The organism is Streptomyces sp. SID5785 (assembly GCF_009870065.1).
Lineage (GTDB): Bacteria > Actinomycetota > Actinomycetes > Streptomycetales > Streptomycetaceae > Streptomyces.
The window spans coordinates 1-21,733 of sequence record NZ_WWIA01000494.1 but is presented as its reverse complement, the minus strand read 5'-3'; the positions used below and the strand labels follow the sequence as shown (position 1 = coordinate 21,733).

Here is a 21,733-nt window from a genome sequence, read left to right as displayed (position 1 = left end):
TGCCCGCCGGCCGGCCGTCGACGAAGAGCCCGGGGGCGCCGTCCGCCTCGCCGGTGAGGACGACCTCCTGCTCGCCGCTGCGCTGCGCGATCCGCACGGGCGCCCCGAACAGGGCCTCCCGCGCCGCCTGCTCGAAGGAGTCGACCTGGAGCCAGGCGCCGGCCAGCACGCCGAGCACCGTCAGATTGGCGACGAGGAGCAGCCGCCGGCTGCGCACGCTGAGGTCGCGCCGGAACAGGCCGAGGACGAGGGCGCCGCCCGCCACCGCGTTGACCACCCCGGTGAGCAGGGCGCCGGTGAGCTGGCCGAGCATCGGGAGCATGAGGAACGGGAAGGCGAGCCCGCCGACGAGCGCGCCCACGTAGTCGGCGGCGAACAGGTCGGCGACGGCCCCGCCCGGGTCCTGTCTGCGGATGCGCTGGATGAGCACCATCAGGAGCGGGACCTCGGCGCCGATGAGCACGCCGATGGCCAGCGAGAACCCGACCAGCAGGAAGCGCGGCCCGTCTCTCCAGGCCCCGCCCCAGTCGCCGGTCCACGCGAAGACCGCGTAGAGCGCTATGGCGCTGCATCCGCCGACCAGGGCGAGCACGGCCTCGACCATGCCGAAGCCGGCCGCCGCCCGGTACCGCAGCCGCTTGGCGGCGAGCGAGCCGAGGCCCATCGCGAAGACCATGACGGACAGCACGACGGAGGCCTGGGTGACCGAGTCGCCCATCAGGTACGAGGCCAGCGCCACCAGTTCGAGCTCGTAGACGAGGCCGCAGGCCGCGCACACGAAGACGCCGAGGAGGACGAGGAACCGGCCCGTGCCCGGGGTGACCGGCAGCGGGACGCGGGCACGGTCCGGCGCGCCCGGCGGCCGGGCTGCCCCGGCGCCGCCGGGCGGGGCGGGCGCGTGCGGTTCGATCACGCCTGGAACGCTACGTCACCGTACGAGCGCACCCTGTCACCCACACGTGTGGAACAGGCGCCGGGACGCATACCCCGCACCGGGCCGGTGACCTACACCGCCGCGGCGACCGGCACCCGTACGCCCACCCGGCTGCGGGTGGCGACGAGTTGACCGTCCTGGGGGTAGGCGTGCCAGGTGCGCCAGTGCACCTGGCCCTGGTGGCGGTGGGCGAGCATCGCCGTGAAGGCGTGCGGGCTGCCGGGGAAGACACCCGCCAGTCCGTTCGGATGGTCGGCCACGAGAGCGAGCAGTTCCTGGGCGCGGCCCGCGAACTGTCCCTTCGTCAGGTTCTCCACCCGTGCGGCGAACTCGTACTCCCAGTCGCCCACGCGCTTGGCCACGCCGAGCGGGAGGGGAGTGCTGCTGCCGGGCATACAGGCGACCGTCTCCGAGCAGCTGCCGCTCTCCTCCTCCAGCAGCACTTGGTGGGAGGCGCCGAGGAGACGCAACTGCATGGTCGCCCCGGCCAGTTCGAGGTCGAGTGTCGCGAGCGCGGGGAGGGGCTCGCGTCCGAGTGTCCAGGCCAGGTCGGCGGCACTCGTGTCGGTGTAGGCGGTGTTCAGGGTCGTGAGCATGGGTCGGCTCCGCTTGCACGCAAAGGAGGTGGGGCCGGCTTCGTCAAAGGGACCGGCTCGTGCCCACGCGAACGCGATGAGTACGTAGTACGAGGGCTGCGTTGACGATTAAAAGGGAATCATGAGCACTGTCGCCGTCACAGCGTTTTTACCCAACTTCGGTTGGTTTCCATCCGCCCGGGCGCTGCACAGCTCACCTGTTCAACTTTCCGCGCAACCTTTCGCGCCCGGCGCACCACCTGCGGGTACGTGACCGCACAGGTGTCCGGTCACGACATGGGTGCGGCTCACCCGGGCACCACTGCCCCGTGTCAGTGGTGCCCGGGTGAGCCGCACGATCCGGAACGGCGTCAGCTGCCGCCGCCGCACCCGCCCCCGCCGCCGCACGACGAGCCGCCGCCGCACGAGGACCCGCCGCCGCAGGACGAACTGCTGCTGCACGAAGAGCTGCCGCCGCAGGAGTGGTGGTGGCCGGACGACCCCGACGAGCACGAGGATCCGCTGCTCGCCGCCCCGCCGGACCCCGCCCACCAGCTCGCGTTGCTCCGGCGCGAGCCCCGGGCCCCGCTGTTCTTCGTCAACGACGCGCGCCGCCGGCCGGCGGCGCCCGCCCGGGCCGCACCGATCGCGATGGCGAAGAGCACCGCGATGAAGACCACGATGATGAATGCCTGCATCACCGGTCCCCCTTTCCTGTCCCCCGAACCCCTCGCGAACCCGGTGGTCCCCGAGGGCCGCCCGAACGGGCGTGCCTGGGGGATTCCCGGACCCGCACCCGGTCAAAGCAGAGTTGAGGAACTCCAGAGGTTCGGCGCAGGATGGCCGCCATGACCTCCAGCGCGCGTCCTCTGCTGAACCGCCGGCTCGCCGAGTTCGGGACCACGATCTTCGCGGAGATGTCCGCGCTGGCCGTGCGGACCGGGGCCATCAACCTCGGGCAGGGCTTCCCCGACACCGACGGCCCCGAGCAGGTGCGCGAGGCCGCCGTCCGGGCGCTGCGCGACGGGCGGGGCAACCAGTACCCGCCGGGCCCCGGCGTCCCCGAGCTGCGCACCGCGATCGCCGGCCACCAGCAGCGCCGCTACGGCCTGGAGTTCGACCCGGACACCGAGGTGCTCGTCACCGCGGGCGCGACCGAGGCGATCGCCGCCTCGCTGCTCGCCCTGGTCGAGCCCGGCGACGAGGTCGTCGCCCTGGAGCCGTACTACGACTCGTACGCGGCGAGCATCGCGCTCGCGGGCGGCACCCGGGTGCCCGTCACCCTGCGGCCGCACGAGGGCGCCTTCCGCCTCGACCTGGACGAGCTGCGCGACGCGATCACCCCGCGCACCCGGCTGCTCCTGCTCAACACCCCGCACAACCCGACCGGCACCGTCCTCACCCGCGCCGAGCTGACCGCCGTCGCCGAACTCGCCGTCGAGCGCGACCTGCTCGTCGTCACCGACGAGGTGTACGAGCACCTGACCTACGACGACGCCGAGCACGTCCCGCTCGCCACGCTGCCCGGGATGCGCGGGCGGACCGTGACGATCGGGTCGAGCGGCAAGACGTTCTCCTTCACCGGCTGGAAGGTCGGCTGGGTGACCTCGGCGCCGGAGCTGGTCACCGCCGTCCGCTCGGCGAAGCAGTTCCTCACCTACGTCTCCGCGGGCCCCTTCCAGTACGCGATCGCCGAGGCGCTCGCCCTGCCGGACTCCTACTTCGCGGACTTCCGCGCCTCGATGACCGCCAAGCGGGACCTCCTCTCGGCGGGGCTCGCCGACGCCGGGTTCACCGTCTTCCGGCCCCGGGGCACCTACTTCGTCACCACGGACGTGCGGCCCCTCGGCTTCGACGACGGCTTCGCGTTCTGCCGTGCGCTGCCCGAGCGCTGCGGCGTCGTCGCGATCCCGAACGCCGTCTTCTACGACGACCGCGCCGCGGGCGCGCCCTTCGTCCGCTTCGCCTTCTGCAAGAAGGACGAGGTCCTGAGCGAGGCGGTCACCCGGCTCAAGGCCTGACGCCGCCCTGTCACGCCGCCGCGCCGCGCCCGGGCCCCGGCCCACCCGATCCGGGACGCGGCGGGTCCGGCCGGATCAGCCCGGCTGGCGCCCGGCGGCGGGGGTGTCCAGGGTGCGGTGGTGTGACTCAGCAGCAGCTCGCGCCCCCGGCCGCGGGGCGGACCACCGGCCGGACCACCGGCCGGTCCGCCGTGCCCCGGCCGCGCCGCTCCGGCCGGTGGTCCGCCCCGGCGCTCACCGCCCTCGGCCTGTTCGCCGCGGCCCGGCTGACGGGGGCCGCGGCCGTCGTGGTCGCCGCCCGGCTGACCGGGCAGCATCCGCTCGGCGTGCTCGGGCGCACCTGGGACTCGCTGTGGTACCTGGGGATCGCCGCGCACGGCTACGGCGCCCGCACCCTCCACTTCGGGCCCGTCGTCCAGAGCGACCTGGCCTTCTTCCCGCTCTACCCGGCGCTGATCAGGGCGCTGCACACCGTGCTGCCGTTCCTGTCCGGGGGCGCCTGCGGACTGCTCGTCGCCTGGACTGCCGCACTCGCCGCAGCTCTCGGCATCCACCGGATCGGCACCCGGTTGCACGGCCCCGTGACGGCGGGCGTGCTCGTCGTCCTGTGGGGGCTGCTGCCGCACGCCGTCGTGCTCTCGCTCGGCTACACCGAACCGCTGCTCAGCGCGCTGGCCGCCTGGTCCCTGGCCGCGGTCCTCGACCGGAACTGGCTGTGGGCGGGTGCGCTCGCCGCCCTGGCCGGACTGGCCCGGCCCAACGGCTGCGCGGTCGCCGCCGCCGTCGTCGCGGCCGCCGCGGCGGAGGTGGTCCGGCGGCGCGGCGGAGTTACCCACAGGCTGTGGACGGGCGCACTGCTCGCCCCGGCGGGCTGGTGCGCGTACGTCGGATGGGTCGGGGTGCGCACCGGCGACCCGCTCGGCGGCTACTTCGCGGTGCAGCGGCGCTGGGGTTCCTCGTTCGACCTCGGGGCCGGTGCGGTGCGCACCGTGCGGGGGCTGCTGCTGCACGGTGACCGGTTCGTCGTGCCCACGGCCCTGCTGACCGTCGCGCTCGCGGTCCTGCTGTACGCGCTGCTGCTCCTGGGCCGCGCCCCGCTCCCGCTCCTCGTGTACAGCGGGGTCCTGCTGCTCGTCACGCTGGGCGGCGCGGGCTTCTTCGCGTCCAAGCCGCGCTTCCTCGTACCCGCGTTCCCGCTGCTGCTGCCGCTCGCGTGCGCCCTGGCCACGACATGGAGAACCCGGCCCGCGCAGGCCCTGACGGTCCTTGGCGCGCTGGCCGGGTTCTCGACGGCGTACGGGGCGTACCTCGTCGTCTACGCACACACCCCGCTGTAGGTCCTGTCTCCGCACTCCGAGGACAGGACCTGGGCCGGGCTCACTCCGTGTCGTCGCCGGGCTTCTCGTCCCCGGCCGAGTCGACGTCGGCCTCCAGGCCGAGCTGCTCCACGAGCCAGCGGTCGAACTCGATCGCGGCGCGCACCCAGCTGACCACCGACGACACGAAGTGCTCCAGGGAGACACCGGTGCCGATCAGCATCTGGGCCTCGCCGATGAGGCGGACCTGCCCGTCGTCGTGGGTGTGGCTGTAGACCTTCGGCCACAGCGTGCGGCGGTTCCAGTCGTCGATCGACTCCAGGAGCTGCGGCTTGATGTCGATGCTGTGCGGGCGGTCGTAGAACGTCCGCACCGAGAAGACCTGCTGGTCGCCCTCGCCGCGGAACATGAAGTACGTCCGGAACTCCTCCCACGGCGCCGCGAGGTCTCCCTCCTCGTCGACGACGTACTTGAGCTCCATCTGCTCCAGGAGCTGCTTGACCAGGTCCTGGTCGGGGATGACGGGGCCCGACGGTCCCGCCCCCTGGGGATCGGGCTGCGCCCCGAAATTCGGAATCGAGGACGGGTCGATGCTCACGTGTCTGGTCCCTTCGTACGGATACGGCTCATCCTCTCTCAGAGGGGCCCCCTCGGGGCAAGCCCGGCCGCCCGTGTGCCCCGGTCTGTTCGCTCCCGGCGCGACCCGCCGCGGGGCGGGTCCGGACGTCAGGGACGCGGGGAGCCCCGCCGGGCTCCTGCCGCGGCCTCCCCTACAGCGACTTCCCCGTCGCCGGCCCCACGATCAGCCCGTCCCCGAACGCGTCCACCCGCACCGTGTCCCCGTCCGTGACCTCCCCGGCGAGGATCTCCCGGGCCAGCCGGTCCCCGATGGCCGTCTGGACGAGGCGCCGCAGCGGCCGCGCCCCGTACGCCGGGTCGTCGCCCTCGTCCGCCAGCCAGGACAGCGCCGCGTCGGAGACCTCGAGGGTCAGCCGGCGCTCGGCGAGCCGCCGGGCGAGCCGGTCGATCTGGAGGCCGGCGATGCGCCGCAGCTCGTCCTTGTCCAGCGCGGAGAAGACGACGAGGTCGTCCAGCCTGTTCAGGAACTCGGGCTTGAAGGAGGCCCGGACGACCTCCAGGACCTGCCGCTTGCGCTCCTCGGCCGACGCCGAGGCCGACGCCGACGCCGTGGTCCCGGCCGCGCCCTGTCCGCTCAGGAACTGGCTGCCCAGGTTCGACGTGAGGATCAGGATCGTGTTCCGGAAGTCGACCGTACGGCCCTGGCCGTCGGTGAGCCGCCCGTCGTCGAGGACCTGGAGCAGCACGTCGAAGACCTCGGGGTGCGCCTTCTCGACCTCGTCGAGGAGCACCACCGAGTACGGCCGGCGCCGCACCGCCTCCGTGAGCTGGCCGCCCTCCTCGTAGCCGACGTAGCCGGGGGGCGCCCCGACGAGCCGGGCCACGGAGTGCTTCTCGCCGTACTCCGACATGTCGATGCGGACCATGGCCCGCTCGTCGTCGAAGAGGAAGTCGGCGAGCGCCTTGGCCAGCTCGGTCTTGCCGACGCCGGTCGGGCCGAGGAAGAGGAAGGAGCCGGTGGGCCGGTCCGGGTCGGCGATGCCCGCGCGGGTGCGCCGGACCGCGTCGGAGACGGCGCGCACGGCCTCGCTCTGCCCGATCAGCCGCTTGCCGAGCTCGTCCTCCATGCGCAGCAGCTTCTGCGTCTCGCCCTCCAGGAGGCGGCCGGCGGGGATGCCGGTCCAGGACCCGACGACGTCCGCGATGTCGTCCGGTCCGACCTCCTCCTTGACCATGGTGTCCCGGGAGACCTCCTCCTCCGCCTCGGAGGCCTCCTCGAGGTCGCGCTCCAGGGTCGGGATCTCGCCGTAGAGCAGCTTGCTGGCGGTGTCGAAGTCGCCGTCGCGCTGGGCGCGCTCGGCCTGGCCGCGCAGTTCGTCGAGCCTCTCCTTCAGCTCACCCACCCGGTTGAGGGACTGCTTCTCCTTCTCCCAGCGGGCGGTGAGGCCGCGCAGCTCCTCCTCCTTGTCGGCGAGGTCGCGGCGCAGCTTCTCGAGCCGCTGCCGGCTCGCCGGGTCGGTCTCCTTGCTGAGCGCGAGCTCCTCCATGCGCAGCCGGTCGACGGAGCGCTGCAGCTCGTCGATCTCGACGGGCGAGGAGTCGATCTCCATGCGGAGCCGGGAGGCGGCCTCGTCGACGAGGTCGATGGCCTTGTCGGGCAGGAAGCGGGAGGTGATGTACCGGTCGGAGAGCGTGGCGGCGGCGACGAGCGCGCTGTCGGCGATCTGCACCTTGTGGTGCGCCTCGTAACGCCCCTTGAGCCCGCGCAGGATCGCGACGGAGTCCTCGACGGACGGCTCGGCGACCAGGACCTGCTGGAAGCGGCGCTCCAGCGCGGGGTCCTTCTCGATGCGCTCGCGGTACTCGTCGAGGGTCGTGGCGCCGACCATGCGCAGCTCGCCGCGGGCGAGCATGGGCTTCAGCATGTTCCCCGCGTCCATGGCGGAGTCGCCGCCGGCGCCCGCGCCGACGACCGTGTGCAGCTCGTCGATGAACGTGATGACCTGCCCGTCGCTCTCCTTGATCTCGGAGAGGACGGTCTTGAGGCGCTCCTCGAACTCGCCGCGGTACTTGGCGCCCGCGACCATCGCGCCGAGGTCGAGCGAGACCAGCCGCTTGTTCTTGAGGGACTCCGGGACGTCGCCCTTCACGATGCGCTGGGCGAGGCCCTCGACGACGGCGGTCTTGCCGACGCCGGGCTCGCCGATGAGCACCGGGTTGTTCTTCGTGCGGCGCGACAGCACCTGCACGACGCGGCGGATCTCCTGGTCGCGGCCGATGACCGGGTCGAGCCGGCCCTCGCGTGCGGCGGCCGTGAAGTCGGTGCCGAACTTCTCGAGTGCCTTGTACGAGCCCTCCGGGTCGGGTGTGGTCACCCGGCGTCCTCCCCTGCTCTTCGCGAACGCCTCGGCCAGCGGCTTCGCCCCGGCCCCGTTCTGTGTCAGTACCTCGCCGGTGGCGCCGCCCTGTGCGGCGATGCCGATCAGCAGATGCTCGGTGGACAGGTACGCGTCCCCCAGCTCCTTGGCGCGGTCCGCCGCGTCGGCGATGACCGCGAGCAGCTCGCGGCTGGGCTGCGGGGGCGCGACGGTGGAACCGGCGACGCTGGGCAGGGCCGCGAGCACCCGCTCGGCGCCGGACCGCACCTGTGCCTGGTCGGCCTCGACGGCCGCCAGCAGATCCACGATGTTCTCGTTGTCCTGGCCCTCGAGCAGGGCCAGGAGCAGATGCGCCGGGGTCAGATCCGGGTGCCCCCCGGACACGGCCCGGCTGGTGGCCGCGTTGATCGCGTCACGGCTCCGGTTCGTCAGCTCGGCGTCCACGTACTCGTTCTCCTCCACGTCCGTCCGCAGGCCCGCTCGGGTCCGCCTCCCACAACTCTGACGACTTCAGCGTACACAAAGTTGAGTCTATTCCGCTCAAGGTAACGCGGAGCGAGGCTCCGGGATAGGTTCCGGGCATGGCGAAGCGCATCGACCTGGCCGATCCGGACCGGGCCTTCCTGGACTTCTGGCGGGAACGGCACCTGTGCACCCTGACGACCCTGCGCGCGGACGGCACCCCGCACGTCGTCCCGGTCGGCGTGACGTACGACGCCGCGAGCCGGACCGCACGGGTGATCACGGGCCGGGGCACGCGCAAGGCCGCGCACGTCCTGGCGGGGGCGCCCACGGCCCGGGTCGCGGTCTGCCAGGTGGACGGGCGGCGCTGGGCGACGCTGGAGGGGACGGCCACCGTCCGCACCGAGCCCGAGCGCGTCGCCGACGCGGAGCGGCGCTACGCCGAGCGGTACACGCGCGCGCCCCGGCCCAATCCGGAGCGGATCGTCATCGAGATCGAGGTGACCCGCGCGACGGGCAACGCGGTCTTCGACGACTGATCTCGGCCGCACCCGCACCCGCACCCGCACAAGCTGCAGCGGCGCCACCGTGGTTCAGGTTCCACGGTGACGCCGCTGCGGGGGGAAGCACCTGCGCGATCTACAACGACGGGGGAATCGCGTCAGGCACTGCGGGGGGTGGCTGTGGTGCTGTGCGGGGCCTGCTCGGCCCCGTCCTCCGCCGCTCCGACCAGCTGGTGGTCCCGCTGGTCGAGATTGACGAAGATCATTCCGTACCGGACGACGGTCCGCACGGGCTGGGGGGCGCCGCGCGGGCGACGCAGACACCGGTAGGCCCGGATGTCGTCGTCGTCATCCCGCGCCACGATGATCGGCTCCCCGAACAGGGTGACCATGAGCGAGTCACCCGGGTTCGGGATGGCCGTCACGAGATCGACCGTGTGCCAACCGGACCGGTAGGCGATCGCCATCTCGCGGCGGAGGGATCTGTCGTCGGGTGGCGTGATCATGCCGGTGCACTCGTCTCGTCGCCGGCCGGGGCGACCTGGCCCCAGTACAGGTCCACCGGGGCGAAGGTGCCCCAGTGCAGATCCGCCGGGGTCGCCGGGGCGAAGGTGCCCCAGTGCAGGTCCGCCGGAGTGGCGTGCGGGGTCGCGTCACCCCAGTGCAGGTCCGCCGGAGTGGCGTGCGGGGTCGCGTCACCCCAGTGCAGGTCCGCCGGGGTGGCGTGCCCCCAGTGCAGGTCCGGGGGAACGACGGCCTGATCGCTTGTCGTGCTCTCCGCGCCCGGCGCGTGGCCCCAGTGCAGGTCGAGGGTACTGACCGCACCGAGGGCAATCCCGGCGGAGAAGGCAAAAGCAAGCATCGACCGAAGCATCTTCTTGCGCATAGCGGGCCTCGTCCTCACTTCCAATGGCTGCTCTCTCCCCCGGCACTCATGACGATGGCTCATTCAGTCACGCAAACACCACAGGGGAGATGCATCATGTTCCTGCACGTTCAGGACCCTGGGGGGTGGAGGAATGACTCAAGAACACATAATTCAGACACATCCTCATGCGGATACCGAATTGTGCGGGGAAGGCAAGCGCCTTTACGGCTCCGCTCTGCAGTCAGGACGCCTCGCGCGCGCCGAGGCCGCGAGCGCTCCCTGCCTGCTCGAGTCCGCACTTCTGCACCCGGATCCCGACGACGCCGACTGGCTCCGCCCGGTTCCCCCCACCGCGGCCCTCACCCGTCGCCTCCAGCCGATCGAGCGCGAGATCCAGGAGCGGCGCGCACTCGCCGTAGAGTTGGCCGAAACTTTTGAGCCATTCATGGCCATCAGTTCCCAGGGCCGGCCTGCCACCCACTCCATCACGGTCCTGGAGGGTTTCAGCCGGATCAACGCCGCGATCGAGGTGGCCACGGCCGAGTGCCGCAGCGAGATCCTCACCGTCCAGCCGGGCGGCGGCCGCAGCGAGTACGCCCTCACCGAGGCGATGAAACTGGGCCAGGGCGTCCTGGACCGCGGCATCACGATGCGCACGCTCTACCAGCACACGGCCCGCCACAGTCAGGGCACTCTGGTGTACGCGGAGGTCATGACGCAAGGCAACGTCGAGATCCGCACCCTCGAGGAGCTCATCGAACGCCTGATGATCTTCGACAGGACCGTCGCCTTCATCCCCGCGTCCGACGACCGCGAGACCGGCCGCCAGGTCGCCCTGGAGCTGCGCCACCCCGGCCTGGTCAGCTATCTGGCCAAGGTCTTCGAGCAGCTCTGGCAGCGCGCCGTACCGATCCTGGAGGACGCGGCACCGTACTCGCCGCCGATCGACGGCATCACCGGCGTCCAGCGCTCCATCGCCCGGCTCCTCGTCGAGGGGCACGTCGACGAGGCGATCGCCCGGCGCCTCGGGATGAACGTCCGCACATGCCGAGCGCATATAGCCAAGATCGCCGCCGCACTGGGCAGCGGAAGTCGCGCCCAACTGGGCTTTCTGATAGCCCAGTCGGGAATCCTCGGCCAGGACGCCGGGGCCGCGAAGGGAGAGAGCGACTCGTGACGGCACAGGCTCACGGACACGGGGCGGCCGAGCTGTGCGACGACGGACTGCGCCTGTACTCCCGCGCCCTGCGCGAGGGCCGCATCGTGCGCGGCGAGGCCGAACCGGCGCCGTGCCTCGAGGTCTTCGGCCTGCTGCGCGACGACACCGACGACCCCGGCTGGCTGCGCCCCGTCGCCCCCGCCGTCGCCCTCCCCCGGATGCTCAGAGCGGTCGAGGAGGACATCGTCCGCCAGCGGGACCGCGGCGAGCGCATCGCCGCCGCCTTCGCCCCGCTCATCGACCTGGACGCCCAGCGGGCCGCGGTGCCCGACTCCCCGATGATCAGGGTGCTGCTCGGCTTCCAGCGCATCAACGACGCCATCGCGGAGGCCGCCGCGATCTCGTCCCGCGAGGTGCTCACGGTCCAGCCCGGCGGACGTCCGCCCGAGCTCCTGGGCTCCGCCCTCGGGGTCGAGCAGCCCGTGCTGGCCCGCGGCGGCCGCATGCGCACGCTCTACCAGCATCCGACCCGGCACAGCGCCCCGGTCCTCGCCCACTACGAACAACTCACCGGCGACGTCCAGGTCCGCACGCTCGACGAGGTCACCGAGCGGCTCGTCATGCTCGACCGGGCCGTCGCCTTCATCCCCGCCAACCAGGACCGCACCGTCGCCCTGGAGATCCGGCACCCGGCCCTGATCACCTACCTGGCGACGACCTTCGAGCGGCTGTGGCGGCTGGCCACGCCCATGTTCCCCTCCCCCGAGGACCTGGGCGCGGAGCCCGCCTCCGACGGCATCACCACCCGCCAGCGCACCATCGCGACCCTGCTGGTGGAGGGCCACACGGACGCCGTCATCGCCGAACGCCTCGGCATGAACATCCGCACGGTCCGCGTCCACATCGCCAAGCTCGCCGCCACCCTCGGCAGCGACAGCCGCGCGCAGCTCGGCTACCTCATCGGCCGGTCGGGGATCCTCGAACAGCAGCCCTGACCGGCCGGCACCCCGGCGCGGCGGCCACCCCTACGTCAGCCCCGCCTCCGCACACGCCGCCGCGAACTTCGCCGTGCAGATCTCGGACGTCTTGAAGAACTTGTCCTTGATCACGGTGCTCTTGATGTTGCCGCGCTTGAGCGCGACGACGCTCACGCTCGCCGTGCGGATCTGCTTGGTCGTCGGGCTGTTCGTGCGGTCGGCCGCGAGGGCCTCGAACTCGATGGTGCGGCCCTGGGCGACCCGGACGGCCATCTCGGCGGCGGTCGCGGCCTCCTTGGCGTACGGCTTGTACACGCTCATGTACTGGTCGCCGGTGAGGATGCGCTGCACCGCGGCGAGCTCCGCGTCCTGGCCGGTGATCGGCGGCATCTTCGTCACCCCGGCCTCGCGCAGCGCCTCGATGATGCCCGCGGCCATGCCGTCGTTGGCCGAGTAGACGCCCGCGATGTTGTCCGCGCCGAGCGAGGCGATCGCCTGCTTCATCTCCGACTTGGCGTTCTGCGCCTTCCAGCCGACCGTGTCGTAGGACTTGGCCACGGTCACCGAGTCGGACAGCTCGGCGCGGGCGGCCTCCTTGAACTGGGCCGCGTTCGGGTCGGACGGCGAGCCGTTGATCATGACGATCTTGCTGCTCTTGCCCGTCTTGCCGCCGAGGCCGACCAGGAGTTCCTTGCCCTGGGTCTGGCCGACCAGCTCGTTGTCGAAGCCGACATAGGCGTCGACCGGCCCCTGCGCGAGCCGGTCGTACGCGATGACGTGGATCCCCGCGTCCTTCGCCTTCTGCACCCCCGGCGCGATCAGCTTGGCGTCGACCGGGTCCACGATGAGCGTGTCGACCTTGTCGTCGATCATCTTCTGCAGCTGGTCGTTCTGGACCTTCGCGTCCTGCTCCGCGTTGGCGTAGAGCAGCTGTCCCTGGCCGTCGGTGAGTTCGGCCACCTTGGCCTTGATCGCCGGGTGGTCGTACTTCTCGTAGCGGGCCGTCTCCTTCTCCGGCAGGAGCAGGCCGATCTTGACATCGTTTCCCTTGTGCGTGGGCTCGCTGCTGCTTCCGTCCCCACCGGGCAGCAGACCACCGCAGGCCGAGAGCGAGACCAGCAGGACGGATACGACGCCGGTCGTCGTGGCGCATCGTATGCGCGTGTTCATTGCGGATACCTCCCTGACGTGGCCGCGACGGTGCGACCGAGGTGGCTCGAAGCCAACTCGGCCGCCCACCCAGCGTCAAGAGGTGAAGCCACACCGCAACGAAACCGGGTCCGTTACTTCCTCATATGAAGGCTGAAGAAGAATGAAAGGGCGAATTCCGGACACGGATCGGTGAGCAGATCGGGGTCGGACTCCAGCCGCTCGGACTCCAGTCGCTCGGACTCCGGCCGGTCGGAGCCCGAGCGGTCAGGCCCCGGCCGGCACCCGGTCGAGGAACCCGTGCACGGCCCGGATCCGTCCGTCCTCGTCGAGCGTGACGACGTCGAACCCGGCGACCGGCGCGGACCCGTCCGCCTCCGACACCAGCTCCCAGCCGAAGCGGGCCACCCCGTGATGCCCGTCGACCGCGCCGAGCGGCCGGAAGACGAACCCGGGGAACTGCTCGTGCGCGGCCCCGATCACCGCGGCGACCCCCTCGTGCCCCGCGACGTCCGCGAGCGGGTCGGTGTAGCTGCCGTCCTCGGTCCAGGCGGCGGCGACCGCCTTGGCGCGGCCCTCCGCGTCGCGGGCGTTCCACGCCTCGAAGTAGCGGTCGACGGCGGCCTCGTGGAAGGTGCGGTTCTGAGCGGTCATGGCGATCGTCCTCCTGCGGGTCGCTGCGGTTGCGGACCCGGAACCCGGTCGGAGTGCGCCGCCCGGGTTCCGGTGACTTCACAGTGCCGGGCCGCGGACCGGGGGTCGATTACGTGCCGGGTAATGCGGGGCCCGTACGGACGAGACGGCCGGGTCAGGCCTCGTACTCACGGCCGGGTCAGGCCTCGTACTCGGTGAGGTCGATCGCGTGCAGCAGCAGCCCGTCCGCCTCGCCCGTCCGCGCCATCCCCAGCTTGTGCAGGACCTTCGCGGACGACGCGTCCTCCGGCGCCGCGACGGCGACGACCCGGTCCAGGCCCCGGTCCTGGAGCGCGAACTCCAGACAGGCCTGCGCGGCCTCCGACGCGTACCCCTGCCCCCAGTACTGCCGCCCGAGCCGCCACTGGATCCCGATGTGCCCGGCGACGGGCGCCGGCTCCTCCACCACGTACAGCCCGACGGCCCCGGCGAGCTCCCCCGAGCCGAGCAGCTCGACGGCGAACACCCCGAACCCCTCGTCGTCCCACTCCTCCTCCCACCGCTCGACGTCCTCGGCGCTCCCGTCGAGCGAGCGCGGCTCACCGTCACCGATGTGCCGCATCACGGCCGGGTCGGCCTGGATCTCGGCGAGCGCGGGCAGGTCGTCGTCGGGCACCCAGCGGCGCAGGAGGAGGCGGGGGGTACGGATCTCGGTCATGGGCCCAGTATGAGCGGGCCCGTGCCCGGATCCCGGACGACGTCCGACAGCAGCCCGCATCGGCCCCCGGTGGCCCGAAGGAGTCTCGACCATGTACGAATTTCACGGCTGGTTCGGCATCGCGGAGTCACCCGAGGAGGCCGACGCCGGAACCCTGGAGCAGGGCCTCGGCGAGCTGCGCGCCAGGGTCGAGGCGATCGACTGGTCCACGGGCGAGGCGGCGCTGCGCGCGCACGGCGGTGAGTCGTTCCTCCGGGTGGACGGCCTGGTCAACCGCAGACGGGACGAGGCGGAGGAGCTCGACGCCCTGATCGCGTTCGTCGCCGCGCGCTTTCCCGGATCGTGGGGCCTCCTGTACGAGCGCGCCGACGACCTTCCGGCCCCGCCGGGTCCCGGCGCGTTCCGGGTACGCGTCATGGCGCGAGGCGAGGTGACGACCCGCCTGGACCCCTTCCTCTCCCCGAACCGCCCGGTCATCGAGGACTGACGGTGACGACTGCCGCGGCCGGTGGGGCGCCGGGCCGGTTGCAGGAGACCGTACGGGTACGGACCTGCCCGTAGGGGGTGCGCCGGCGCTCGCGTCGCAGGTATCCGTTCGCCGGGAAACCAGCCGGATGACCTGAAACCCGTGGGTCAGAGCGCCAGTTCGCACCACACCGTCTTCCGCGGGGCGGGCCCCTCCACCACGCCCCACCTCTCGGCGAGCGCCGCGACCACGGTGAGCCCCCGGCCCGCGCCGGCCCGCGGCAGGCGGTCCGCCCTGGTGTCGGTCACCTCGATCCGCAGCGCGCCGCCGGTCACGTACATCCCGAGGGCGAAGTCGCGGCCGGGGACGCGGCCGTGCGTGACGGCGTTCGCCGCGAGTTCGGCGACGAGGTGGGCGGCGGGCTCCATGACGTGGGCCAGCCCCCACGCCCGTAACTGCTCCGTCGCGAGGAGGCGCGCGAGGCGGGCGGCGCGTGGCGTGGGAGACAGCTGGACACTGAAGTGACTGACGGGAACGGCACGTTCGGCACTCTCTCGATTCACGTCACCCAGCGTGGCGGCACCCGCCTACGCTGACCTCCGACTCACCGTCCCCGTACGGTCACTGTCCGCGTTCTGTCCAGGGCTGTACAGCCTGTCCAGGCCGCCGCACGGGTACGGACCGTCAGCGGGGAGCCGCGGGGACCGGACCGGCAGGAGGTACGCACGGATGACCGAAGCGACGACGGACGGTGACGGCTGGGAGATCGAACCCGGCGACGTACAGGGCGCGGCGGTGATCGCCCTGGTCGGCCGGCAACTACGAGCCCTGCGCGAAGCCGCCGGCCTCAAGGTCTCCGAACTGGCCACCGCCCTGGGCTACGGCGAGGGCATCGTCTACAAGGTCGAGTCGGGTACCCGGATCCCCCGCCCCGAGTTCCTGGACAAGGCCGACGACGTGCTGCGGGCCAGGGGCATGCTGGCGGCGATGAAGCCTGCGGTGGCGGAGGTCCGCTACCCGAAGAAGGTGCGGGACATCGCAGCGATGGAGGCCAGGGCCGTCGAACTGACCTCGTACTGGACGCACAGCCCGCACGGCCTGCTCCAGACCCCCGCGTACGCCCAGGCGCTGTTCGCCATGCGCCGCCCCGCCCTGTCCTCCGCCCAGATCGACCGCGCCATGGCCGCCCGCACCGCCCGCAAGTCGGTCTTCGACCGAGACCCGGCGCCTGCGCTCAGCTTCGTCCAGGAGGAGGTGACGCTCCGCCGCCCGATCGGCGGCCGACAGGTCCTGCGCGGCCAGCTCCACCACCTGCTGGAACTGGCCCAGTTGCGGACGGTCGAGATCCAGGTGATGCCGACGGACCGGGAGGACCATGCGGGCATGGACGGAGACATGGAGGTACTGAAGTTCAAGGACGGGACGGCCGTCGGACGCGGCCACGGGCTCTACGGCGGACGCCCTGTATCCGACCCGAAACAGCTCCGCAGCATCGAACTCAGGTGTGGCATCATCCGAGCTCAGGCTCTCCCACCAGGGGAGTCTCTGGCCTTCATCGAGCAAGTGCTGGGAGAACTATGAGCCACGAGACGACCGCCGGGTACCCGACCGAACTGTCCTGGTTCAAGAGCAGCTACAGCAGCGGCGGCAGCGAACCCGACTGCGTAGAGATCGCCCACACCCCCGGCACGACCCACGTACGGGACTCCAAGAACGGTGACGGCGAGGGACCACGACTGTCGCTGAGCCGAGCGGCCTGGAGCGACTTCCTGTCTGTCCTGTGACGGCATCCGCATACCGGGATCGGCCGTGCGCCGGGGACGACAGGAGCTGAGCCGTCCATGAAGTACGTCACGGCCGTCTGGGAGGACCACGGATTCCTCGTGGATCCGCGGAGCTATCTCGTGGAACTGCCCCGGATTGTGGATGAATTGCCCACCGGTGCACGGGAGTTCGTCTCCGATCCAGCGCATTACGCGCTGGGGGCGGGCAACACGCGCTGCGTGAAGGATCTGGCCCTTTCCGGAATGCAGGTCGCCACCGACAAGAGTGGCGGCCTGACCCTGGAGTTCGCCCCCGACCAGTGGAAGCACGACGCAGGTCTGCGCATCAGCTACTCAGGCGTGAAGAGCTTCTCTGTCGAGTACGGGCACTCCATCGACTGGATGGCCGTCGACACCGTGCTCCTCGACGAGGTTCTCCCCGACGGGGACGGCGGGTGCACACACGAGATCGCGCTCACAGACGCCACGATCCTCGTCCGTTGCGCGGACCTGTCGGCCGTCTGGGGCTGAAACGCCGCGTGGCCCCTGTGCCAGTTCCGGCAAGGGGCCACGCGGTGTGACGCGGTGCGTCAGGTCAGTCCTTGGGCCGCTTCGGGCGCCAGACCACCAGGGCGCTGGTGTGCTGGACCTCCTGGTACGGGACCAGGTCGCGGCGGTACGAGGCGTGGACCGCCGCTTCGCGCTGCTGCATGGCGGCGGCCGCGCCCTCGACCGCCGAGGAGAGTTCGGCGACGCGGGACTGGAGAGCCGCTACCTGGTTCTCCAGTTCGATGATGCGCTTGATGCCCGCCAGGTTGATGCCCTCGTCCTGCGACAACTGCTGGACGGTGCGCAGCAGTTCGATGTCGCGGGCCGAGTAGCGGCGGCCACGGCCGGCCGTGCGGTCGGGGGAGACCAGGCCGAGACGGTCGTACTGACGCAGCGTCTGCGGGTGCAGGCCGGACAGCTGGGCCGCCACCGAGATCACGTACACCGGGCTCTCGTCGGTCAGTTCGTACGGGTTGCTTCGTCGACGGCCGTCCATCTGGCTCAGGCTCCCTTCGCGGCCTGGAACAGTTCTGCCCGCACGTCGGTGTCCTCAGTCGCCTTGCGGTACGACTCGAGGGCCGAGCGGGCCTCCTCGGTCAGGTCCTGGTCCCTCGGGACCGCGACCTCGACCGTGACCAGCAGGTCTCCGCGTGTGCCGTCCTTGCGGACGGCTCCCTTGCCGCGGGCCCGCATCGTCCGCCCGTTCGGCGTGCCCGGGGGCAGCTTCAGGGTGACGGAGGGGCCGCCGAGGGTCGGGACCTTGACCTCGCCGCCGAGCGCCGCCTCGGTGAAGGTCACGGGGACCGTCACCGTCAGGTTGTCGCCCTTGCGGCCGAAGACCGGGTGCGCGTCGACGTGGACGACGACGTACAGGTCGCCGGCCGGGCCGCCGCGCTCGCCGGGTGCGCCCTTGCCGCGCAGGCGGATGCGCTGCCCGTCGGAAACCCCGGCGGGGATGCGCACCTGCATGGTGCGGGAGGACTTGGCGCGGCCCGAGCCCTTGCAGACCTCACAGGGGGTCTCGGCGATGAGGCCGCGGCCCTTGCAGTCGACGCAGGGGTCGGTGAGGGAGAAGCCACCGCCGCCGCCCCGCGAGACCTGGCCGGTGCCGACGCAGGTCGGGCACACGCGCGGCGTGCCGTTCTTGTCGCCGGTGCCGGAGCACGCCTTGCAGGGCGCCTGGGAGGACATCCGGAGCGGGACCGTGGCCCCGTCCACCGCCTCGGTGAAGCTGAGCGTCACCTCGGACTCGATGTCCTGGCCGCGGCGCGGCTGGGTACGGGTGCCCGTGCCCGCGCCGCCCCGGTTGAACAGACCGCCGAAGACATCGCCGATGCCGCCGCCGAATCCGCCCTGGCCGCTCTGCCCGCCCTGGGCGCCGCCTCCGAAGAGGTCGCCCAGGTCGAAGTTGAACGTGCCGCCGCCGGCACCGCCGGGTCCCGCACGGAACCCGCCGTTGCCGAACAGCGCGCGCGCCTCGTCGTACTCCTTGCGCTTCTTGGCGTCACCGAGGACGTCGTTCGCCTCGGAGATCTCCTTGAAGCGCTCCTCCGCCTTGGCGTTCCCCTTGTTGGCGTCGGGGTGGTTCTCCCGGGCCAGCTTGCGGTACGCCTTCTTGATCTCGGCGTCGGTGGCGTCCTTCGGGACGCCGAGGACCTTGTAGTAGTCCTTCTCGATGAAGTCCTTGGTGCTCATCGGCCCCGACGTCCCTCCTCACTCGATTCGCTCTGCGCAATGACGCGTACGTCAGCCCTCGTCCGGGCCACCGTCGTCCTTCTCGGCGTCCTTCTCGGAGGCCTCGTCGGACTTGGCCTGCGCGCCCGGCTGCGGCTCGGCCACGGCCACCCGCGCGGGGCGGATGGTGCGCTCGCCGATCCGGTAACCCGGCTGCAGGATCGCCACGCAGGTCGTCTCGGTGACGTCCGGCGCGTAGCTGTGCATCAGGGCCTCGTGCACGGTCGGGTCGAAGGGCTCGCCCTCCTTGCCGAACTGCTGCAGGCCCATCTTGGCGACGACCGTCTCCAGCGACTCGGCGACGGACTTGAAGCCGCCGACCAGCTCGCCGTGCTCACGGGCGCGGCCGACGTCGTCGAGGACGGGAAGCAGCTCGGACAGGAGGTTCGCGACGGCGATCTCCTTGACCGTGACGCGGTCCCGCTCCACGCGGCGGCGGTAGTTCTGGTACTCGGCCTGGAGCCGCTGGAGGTCGGCGGTGCGCTCGCTCAGCGCGGTGCGCACCTGGTCCAGCTGGGCCGTCAGGGCCACATCACCTGCGGACGAAGCGGAAGCTGAGTCCCCGGCCGGGGCCGCCCCCTCCTTGTCGGAGGGAGCGGTCTTCGGCTCGGCGTCGTCGGCGCCGGAGGGGACGTCAGGCTTCTCGTTCTCGTCAAAGCCCGGGGTCTCCTCCGTCACGCGGCACCGTCCTTGCGGTCCTCGTCGACGATCTCGGCGTCGACGACGTCGTCGTCGGCGGCGGCCTTGGCGTCACCCTGCGGGGCGTCGCCCTCGGGACCGCCGGCGGCCTGCGCACCCTGGGCGTCGGCGTACATGGCCTGGCCCAGCTTCTGCGAGACGGCGGCGACCTTCTCGGTGGCGGTGCGGATCTCGGCGGTGTCGTCGCCCTTGAGCTTCTCCTTCAGCTCGCCGACGGCCTCCTCCACCTCGGTCTTGACCTCACCGGGGACCTTGTCCGCGTTGTCCGCGAGGAACTTCTCCGTCTGGTAGACGAGCTGCTCGCCCTGGTTGCGCGACTCGGCGGCCTCGCGGCGGGCGTGGTCCTCGTCCGCGTACTTCTCGGCCTCTTCGCGCATCCGGTTGACCTCGTCCTTCGGCAGCGAGGAGCCACCGGTGACGGTCATCTTCTGCTCCTTGCCCGTGCCGAGGTCCTTCGCGGTCACGTGCATGATGCCGTTGGCGTCGATGTCGAAGGCGACCTCGATCTGCGGGACGCCGCGCGGGGCCGGCGGCAGACCGGTCAGCTCGAACATCCCGAGCTTCTTGTTGTACGCCGCGATCTCGCGCTCGCCCTGGTACACCTGGATCTGCACGGACGGCTGGTTGTCCTCGGCCGTCGTGAAGATCTCGGAACGCTTGGTCGGGATCGTGGTGTTGCGCTCGATGAGCTTGGTCATGATCCCTCCCTTGGTCTCGATGCCGAGGGACAGCGGGGTCACGTCGAGGAGCAGGACGTCCTTGACCTCGCCCTTGAGGACACCGGCCTGCAGGGCGGCGCCGATGGCGACGACCTCGTCCGGGTTCACGCCCTTGTTGGCGTCCTGGCCGCCGGTCAGCTCCTTGACGAGCTCCGCGACGGCGGGCATGCGGGTCGAGCCACCGACGAGAACGACGTGGTCGATCTCGGAGAGCTGGATGCCCGCGTCCTTGATGACGTTGTGGAACGGCGTCTTGCAGCGCTCCAGGAGGTCGGACGTGAGCTGCTGGAACTGGGCGCGCGTGAGCTTCTCGTCCAGGTGCAGCGGGCCCTCGGCGGACGCCGTGATGTAGGGCAGGTTGATCGTGGTCTCCGTGGAGGAGGACAGCTCGATCTTGGCCTTCTCGGCCGCCTCGCGCAGGCGCTGGAGCGCCATCTTGTCCTTGGCGAGGTCCACGCCGTGGCCGTTGTTGAACTGCTTGACCAGGTAGTCGACGACGCGCTGGTCCCAGTCGTCACCACCGAGGTGGTTGTCACCGTTGGTGGCCTTCACCTCGACGACGCCGTCGCCGATCTCCAGGAGGGACACGTCGAAGGTGCCGCCACCGAGGTCGAAGACGAGGATCGTCTGGTCGTCCTTGTCGAGGCCGTAGGCCAGGGCGGCGGCCGTCGGCTCGTTGACGATACGCAGGACGTTCAGGCCCGCGATCTCGCCGGCCTCCTTCGTCGCCTGGCGCTCCGAGTCGTTGAAGTACGCCGGGACGGTGATGACCGCGTCGGTCACCTTCTCGCCCAGGTAGGCCTCCGCGTCCCGCTTCAGCTTCTGCAGGATGAAGGCGCTCATCTGCTGCGGGTTGAAGTCCTTGCCGTCCAGGTTGATCTTCCAGTCAGTGCCCATGTGGCGCTTGACCGAGCGGACCGTACGGTCCACGTTCGTGACCGCCTGGCGCTTGGCGACCTCGCCGACCAGCACCTCGCCGTTCTTCGCGAAGGCGACGACGGACGGCGTGGTCCTGGCGCCCTCCGCGTTCGTGATGACGGTGGGCTCGCCGCCTTCGAGAACGCTGACGACGGAGTTAGTCGTGCCCAGGTCGATGCCGACCGCACGTGCCATTTCGATTCCTCCAGCTACCTACTTGAGTGGAACTGGCTCAAGGGTGCATCACCCCACCCCTCCCCGTCAACAGACCTGAGTCTGGCCCACTCAACTTTTATTCGGCCCTTATGGGCAGACTGCCTGCCGACAGGCCGCTCCGCCTCCGCGCAGCACCGCGGCGTACACCTGTCCGGCGCGGGCCGTCCACGGCTCCGGCGCGTACTGCGCCGCGTGCACCGACCGGCAGTGCTCACCGAGCCCGGGGAAGAGCCGTTCGGCCACGTCCAGGGCGGAGCCCAGCGGCGCGGCCCAGGAGGTCACGGTCCCGGTGCCCTCGGCGCGGACCGCCCGCGGCACCGCCGACCCGCCCACCGCGAGCACCGGCACCCCGGCCGCGAGCGCCTCCGCGTACACCCCCGGCAGATCCTGCGGACCC

Annotated in this window: 23 protein-coding genes and 2 pseudogenes; 10 read left to right on the top strand and 15 right to left on the bottom strand. The window is 71.4% G+C overall.

Going from position 1 to position 21,733, the window contains the following annotated elements; translation table 11 throughout:
* A pseudogene (locus tag GTW43_RS16050) lies at nucleotides 1–913 on the bottom strand (spermidine synthase); the annotation flags it as partial.
* 92 nt (nucleotides 914–1,005) lie between these two features.
* Nucleotides 1,006–1,530, bottom strand: a complete 525-nt coding sequence (locus tag GTW43_RS16045; RefSeq protein WP_161302709.1) for a DUF2617 family protein — start codon at nucleotides 1,528–1,530, stop codon at nucleotides 1,006–1,008.
* Nucleotides 1,531–1,806: 276 nt separating this feature from the next.
* On the opposite strand from GTW43_RS16045, the gene GTW43_RS16040 reads away from it, so the two are divergent.
* The 3 genes from GTW43_RS16040 to GTW43_RS16030 all read left to right on the top strand — a co-directional run bounded on the left by GTW43_RS16040 (nucleotide 1,807) and on the right by GTW43_RS16030 (nucleotide 4,867).
* Nucleotides 1,807–2,361, top strand: coding sequence for a hypothetical protein (locus GTW43_RS16040; RefSeq protein WP_161302708.1), 555 nt, complete (start codon nucleotides 1,807–1,809; stop codon nucleotides 2,359–2,361).
* On the top strand, nucleotides 2,349–3,530 hold the full coding sequence (locus GTW43_RS16035; RefSeq protein ID WP_161302707.1) for a pyridoxal phosphate-dependent aminotransferase: 1,182 nt from the start codon (nucleotides 2,349–2,351) through the stop codon (nucleotides 3,528–3,530). Before GTW43_RS16040 ends, GTW43_RS16035 begins: the two co-directional genes overlap by 13 nt.
* 191 nt (nucleotides 3,531–3,721) lie before the next feature.
* The gene (locus GTW43_RS16030) at nucleotides 3,722–4,867 is read left to right on the top strand and encodes a hypothetical protein (protein WP_161302711.1); all 1,146 of its coding nucleotides are present in this window, start codon (nucleotides 3,722–3,724) and stop codon (nucleotides 4,865–4,867) included.
* Between the two features lie 40 nt (nucleotides 4,868–4,907).
* On the opposite strand, the gene GTW43_RS16025 is transcribed toward GTW43_RS16030, so the two are convergent.
* Nucleotides 4,908–5,444, bottom strand: coding sequence for a YbjN domain-containing protein (locus GTW43_RS16025; RefSeq protein ID WP_161302706.1), 537 nt, complete (start codon nucleotides 5,442–5,444; stop codon nucleotides 4,908–4,910).
* A 172-nt stretch (nucleotides 5,445–5,616) separates the two neighbouring features.
* Nucleotides 5,617–8,247, bottom strand: coding sequence for an ATP-dependent chaperone ClpB (gene clpB / locus GTW43_RS16020; RefSeq protein ID WP_161302710.1), 2,631 nt, complete (start codon nucleotides 8,245–8,247; stop codon nucleotides 5,617–5,619).
* 137 nt (nucleotides 8,248–8,384) lie between these two features.
* Here clpB and GTW43_RS16015 point away from each other — a divergent pair, with 137 nt between their 5' ends.
* Nucleotides 8,385–8,804 carry a TIGR03618 family F420-dependent PPOX class oxidoreductase gene (locus tag GTW43_RS16015; RefSeq protein WP_161302705.1) on the top strand — a complete coding sequence of 140 codons (420 nt, stop codon included), beginning with the start codon at nucleotides 8,385–8,387 and terminating at the stop codon, nucleotides 8,802–8,804.
* Nucleotides 8,805–8,926: 122 nt separating this feature from the next.
* Here GTW43_RS16015 and GTW43_RS16010 read toward each other — a convergent pair whose 3' ends face one another.
* A complete protein-coding gene (locus GTW43_RS16010) occupies nucleotides 8,927–9,274 on the bottom strand; it encodes a hypothetical protein (protein ID WP_161302704.1) in 348 nt (115 codons plus the stop codon).
* Nucleotides 9,271–9,630 (bottom strand): hypothetical protein, encoded by a 360-nt coding sequence (locus GTW43_RS16005; RefSeq protein WP_161302703.1) that lies wholly within the window; start codon nucleotides 9,628–9,630, stop codon nucleotides 9,271–9,273. The genes GTW43_RS16010 and GTW43_RS16005 overlap by 4 nt, the downstream gene beginning before the upstream one ends.
* Nucleotides 9,631–9,787: 157 nt before the next feature.
* On the opposite strand from GTW43_RS16005, the gene GTW43_RS16000 reads away from it, so the two are divergent.
* Both GTW43_RS16000 and GTW43_RS15995 read left to right on the top strand, forming a co-directional pair.
* The gene (locus GTW43_RS16000) at nucleotides 9,788–10,813 is read left to right on the top strand and encodes a helix-turn-helix transcriptional regulator (RefSeq protein WP_161302702.1); all 1,026 of its coding nucleotides are present in this window, start codon (nucleotides 9,788–9,790) and stop codon (nucleotides 10,811–10,813) included.
* Nucleotides 10,810–11,790 (top strand): LuxR C-terminal-related transcriptional regulator, encoded by a 981-nt coding sequence (locus GTW43_RS15995; protein ID WP_161302701.1) that lies wholly within the window; start codon nucleotides 10,810–10,812, stop codon nucleotides 11,788–11,790. Before GTW43_RS16000 ends, GTW43_RS15995 begins: the two co-directional genes overlap by 4 nt.
* A gap of 30 nt (nucleotides 11,791–11,820) precedes the next feature.
* Here GTW43_RS15995 and GTW43_RS15990 read toward each other — a convergent pair whose 3' ends face one another.
* The 3 genes from GTW43_RS15990 to GTW43_RS15980 all read right to left on the bottom strand — a co-directional run bounded on the left by GTW43_RS15990 (nucleotide 11,821) and on the right by GTW43_RS15980 (nucleotide 14,272).
* The gene (locus GTW43_RS15990; RefSeq protein WP_161302700.1) at nucleotides 11,821–12,942 is read right to left on the bottom strand and encodes a substrate-binding domain-containing protein; all 1,122 of its coding nucleotides are present in this window, start codon (nucleotides 12,940–12,942) and stop codon (nucleotides 11,821–11,823) included.
* Between the two features lie 246 nt (nucleotides 12,943–13,188).
* A complete protein-coding gene (locus GTW43_RS15985) occupies nucleotides 13,189–13,575 on the bottom strand; it encodes a nuclear transport factor 2 family protein (RefSeq protein ID WP_161302699.1) in 387 nt (128 codons plus the stop codon).
* 178 nt (nucleotides 13,576–13,753) lie between these two features.
* On the bottom strand, nucleotides 13,754–14,272 hold the full coding sequence (locus tag GTW43_RS15980) for a GNAT family N-acetyltransferase (protein WP_161302698.1): 519 nt from the start codon (nucleotides 14,270–14,272) through the stop codon (nucleotides 13,754–13,756).
* A 91-nt stretch (nucleotides 14,273–14,363) separates the two neighbouring features.
* Between GTW43_RS15980 and GTW43_RS15975 the strand changes: the two genes are divergently transcribed.
* The gene (locus GTW43_RS15975; protein WP_161302697.1) at nucleotides 14,364–14,759 is read left to right on the top strand and encodes an Imm7 family immunity protein; all 396 of its coding nucleotides are present in this window, start codon (nucleotides 14,364–14,366) and stop codon (nucleotides 14,757–14,759) included.
* 146 nt (nucleotides 14,760–14,905) lie between these two features.
* Here the strand turns inward: GTW43_RS15975 and GTW43_RS38650 are convergent, their stop codons facing one another.
* Nucleotides 14,906–15,166, bottom strand: a complete 261-nt coding sequence (locus GTW43_RS38650; RefSeq protein WP_343246025.1) for an ATP-binding protein — start codon at nucleotides 15,164–15,166, stop codon at nucleotides 14,906–14,908.
* 301 nt (nucleotides 15,167–15,467) lie between these two features.
* Here GTW43_RS38650 and GTW43_RS15965 point away from each other — a divergent pair, with 301 nt between their 5' ends.
* The 3 genes from GTW43_RS15965 to GTW43_RS15955 are packed head-to-tail and all read left to right on the top strand — an operon-like array spanning nucleotide 15,468 to nucleotide 17,032.
* Nucleotides 15,468–16,319 carry a helix-turn-helix transcriptional regulator gene (locus GTW43_RS15965; protein ID WP_161302695.1) on the top strand — a complete coding sequence of 284 codons (852 nt, stop codon included), beginning with the start codon at nucleotides 15,468–15,470 and terminating at the stop codon, nucleotides 16,317–16,319.
* Complete coding sequence (locus tag GTW43_RS15960; protein WP_161302694.1) at nucleotides 16,316–16,522, top strand: DUF397 domain-containing protein; 207 nt, start codon at nucleotides 16,316–16,318, stop codon at nucleotides 16,520–16,522. The genes GTW43_RS15965 and GTW43_RS15960 overlap by 4 nt, the downstream gene beginning before the upstream one ends.
* Before the next feature lie 57 nt (nucleotides 16,523–16,579).
* Nucleotides 16,580–17,032 (top strand): hypothetical protein, encoded by a 453-nt coding sequence (locus tag GTW43_RS15955; protein WP_161302693.1) that lies wholly within the window; start codon nucleotides 16,580–16,582, stop codon nucleotides 17,030–17,032.
* A gap of 64 nt (nucleotides 17,033–17,096) precedes the next feature.
* Here the strand turns inward: GTW43_RS15955 and GTW43_RS15950 are convergent, their stop codons facing one another.
* The 5 genes and pseudogenes from GTW43_RS15950 to GTW43_RS15930 form a co-directional block, all read right to left on the bottom strand.
* Nucleotides 17,097–17,546 carry a helix-turn-helix domain-containing protein gene (locus tag GTW43_RS15950; RefSeq protein WP_161302692.1) on the bottom strand — a complete coding sequence of 150 codons (450 nt, stop codon included), beginning with the start codon at nucleotides 17,544–17,546 and terminating at the stop codon, nucleotides 17,097–17,099.
* Nucleotides 17,547–17,551: 5 nt separating this feature from the next.
* Nucleotides 17,552–18,745: a molecular chaperone DnaJ gene (gene dnaJ / locus GTW43_RS15945; RefSeq protein WP_161302691.1), complete on the bottom strand. Its 1,194-nt coding sequence runs from the start codon at nucleotides 18,743–18,745 to the stop codon at nucleotides 17,552–17,554.
* A 51-nt stretch (nucleotides 18,746–18,796) separates the two neighbouring features.
* Nucleotides 18,797–19,462 carry a nucleotide exchange factor GrpE gene (grpE, locus tag GTW43_RS15940; RefSeq protein ID WP_161302690.1) on the bottom strand — a complete coding sequence of 222 codons (666 nt, stop codon included), beginning with the start codon at nucleotides 19,460–19,462 and terminating at the stop codon, nucleotides 18,797–18,799.
* Complete coding sequence (dnaK, locus tag GTW43_RS15935) at nucleotides 19,459–21,315, bottom strand: molecular chaperone DnaK (protein ID WP_161302689.1); 1,857 nt, start codon at nucleotides 21,313–21,315, stop codon at nucleotides 19,459–19,461. Before dnaK ends, grpE begins: the two co-directional genes overlap by 4 nt.
* Before the next feature lie 108 nt (nucleotides 21,316–21,423).
* Nucleotides 21,424–21,733: pseudogene (locus GTW43_RS15930) on the bottom strand (glycosyltransferase); the annotation flags it as partial.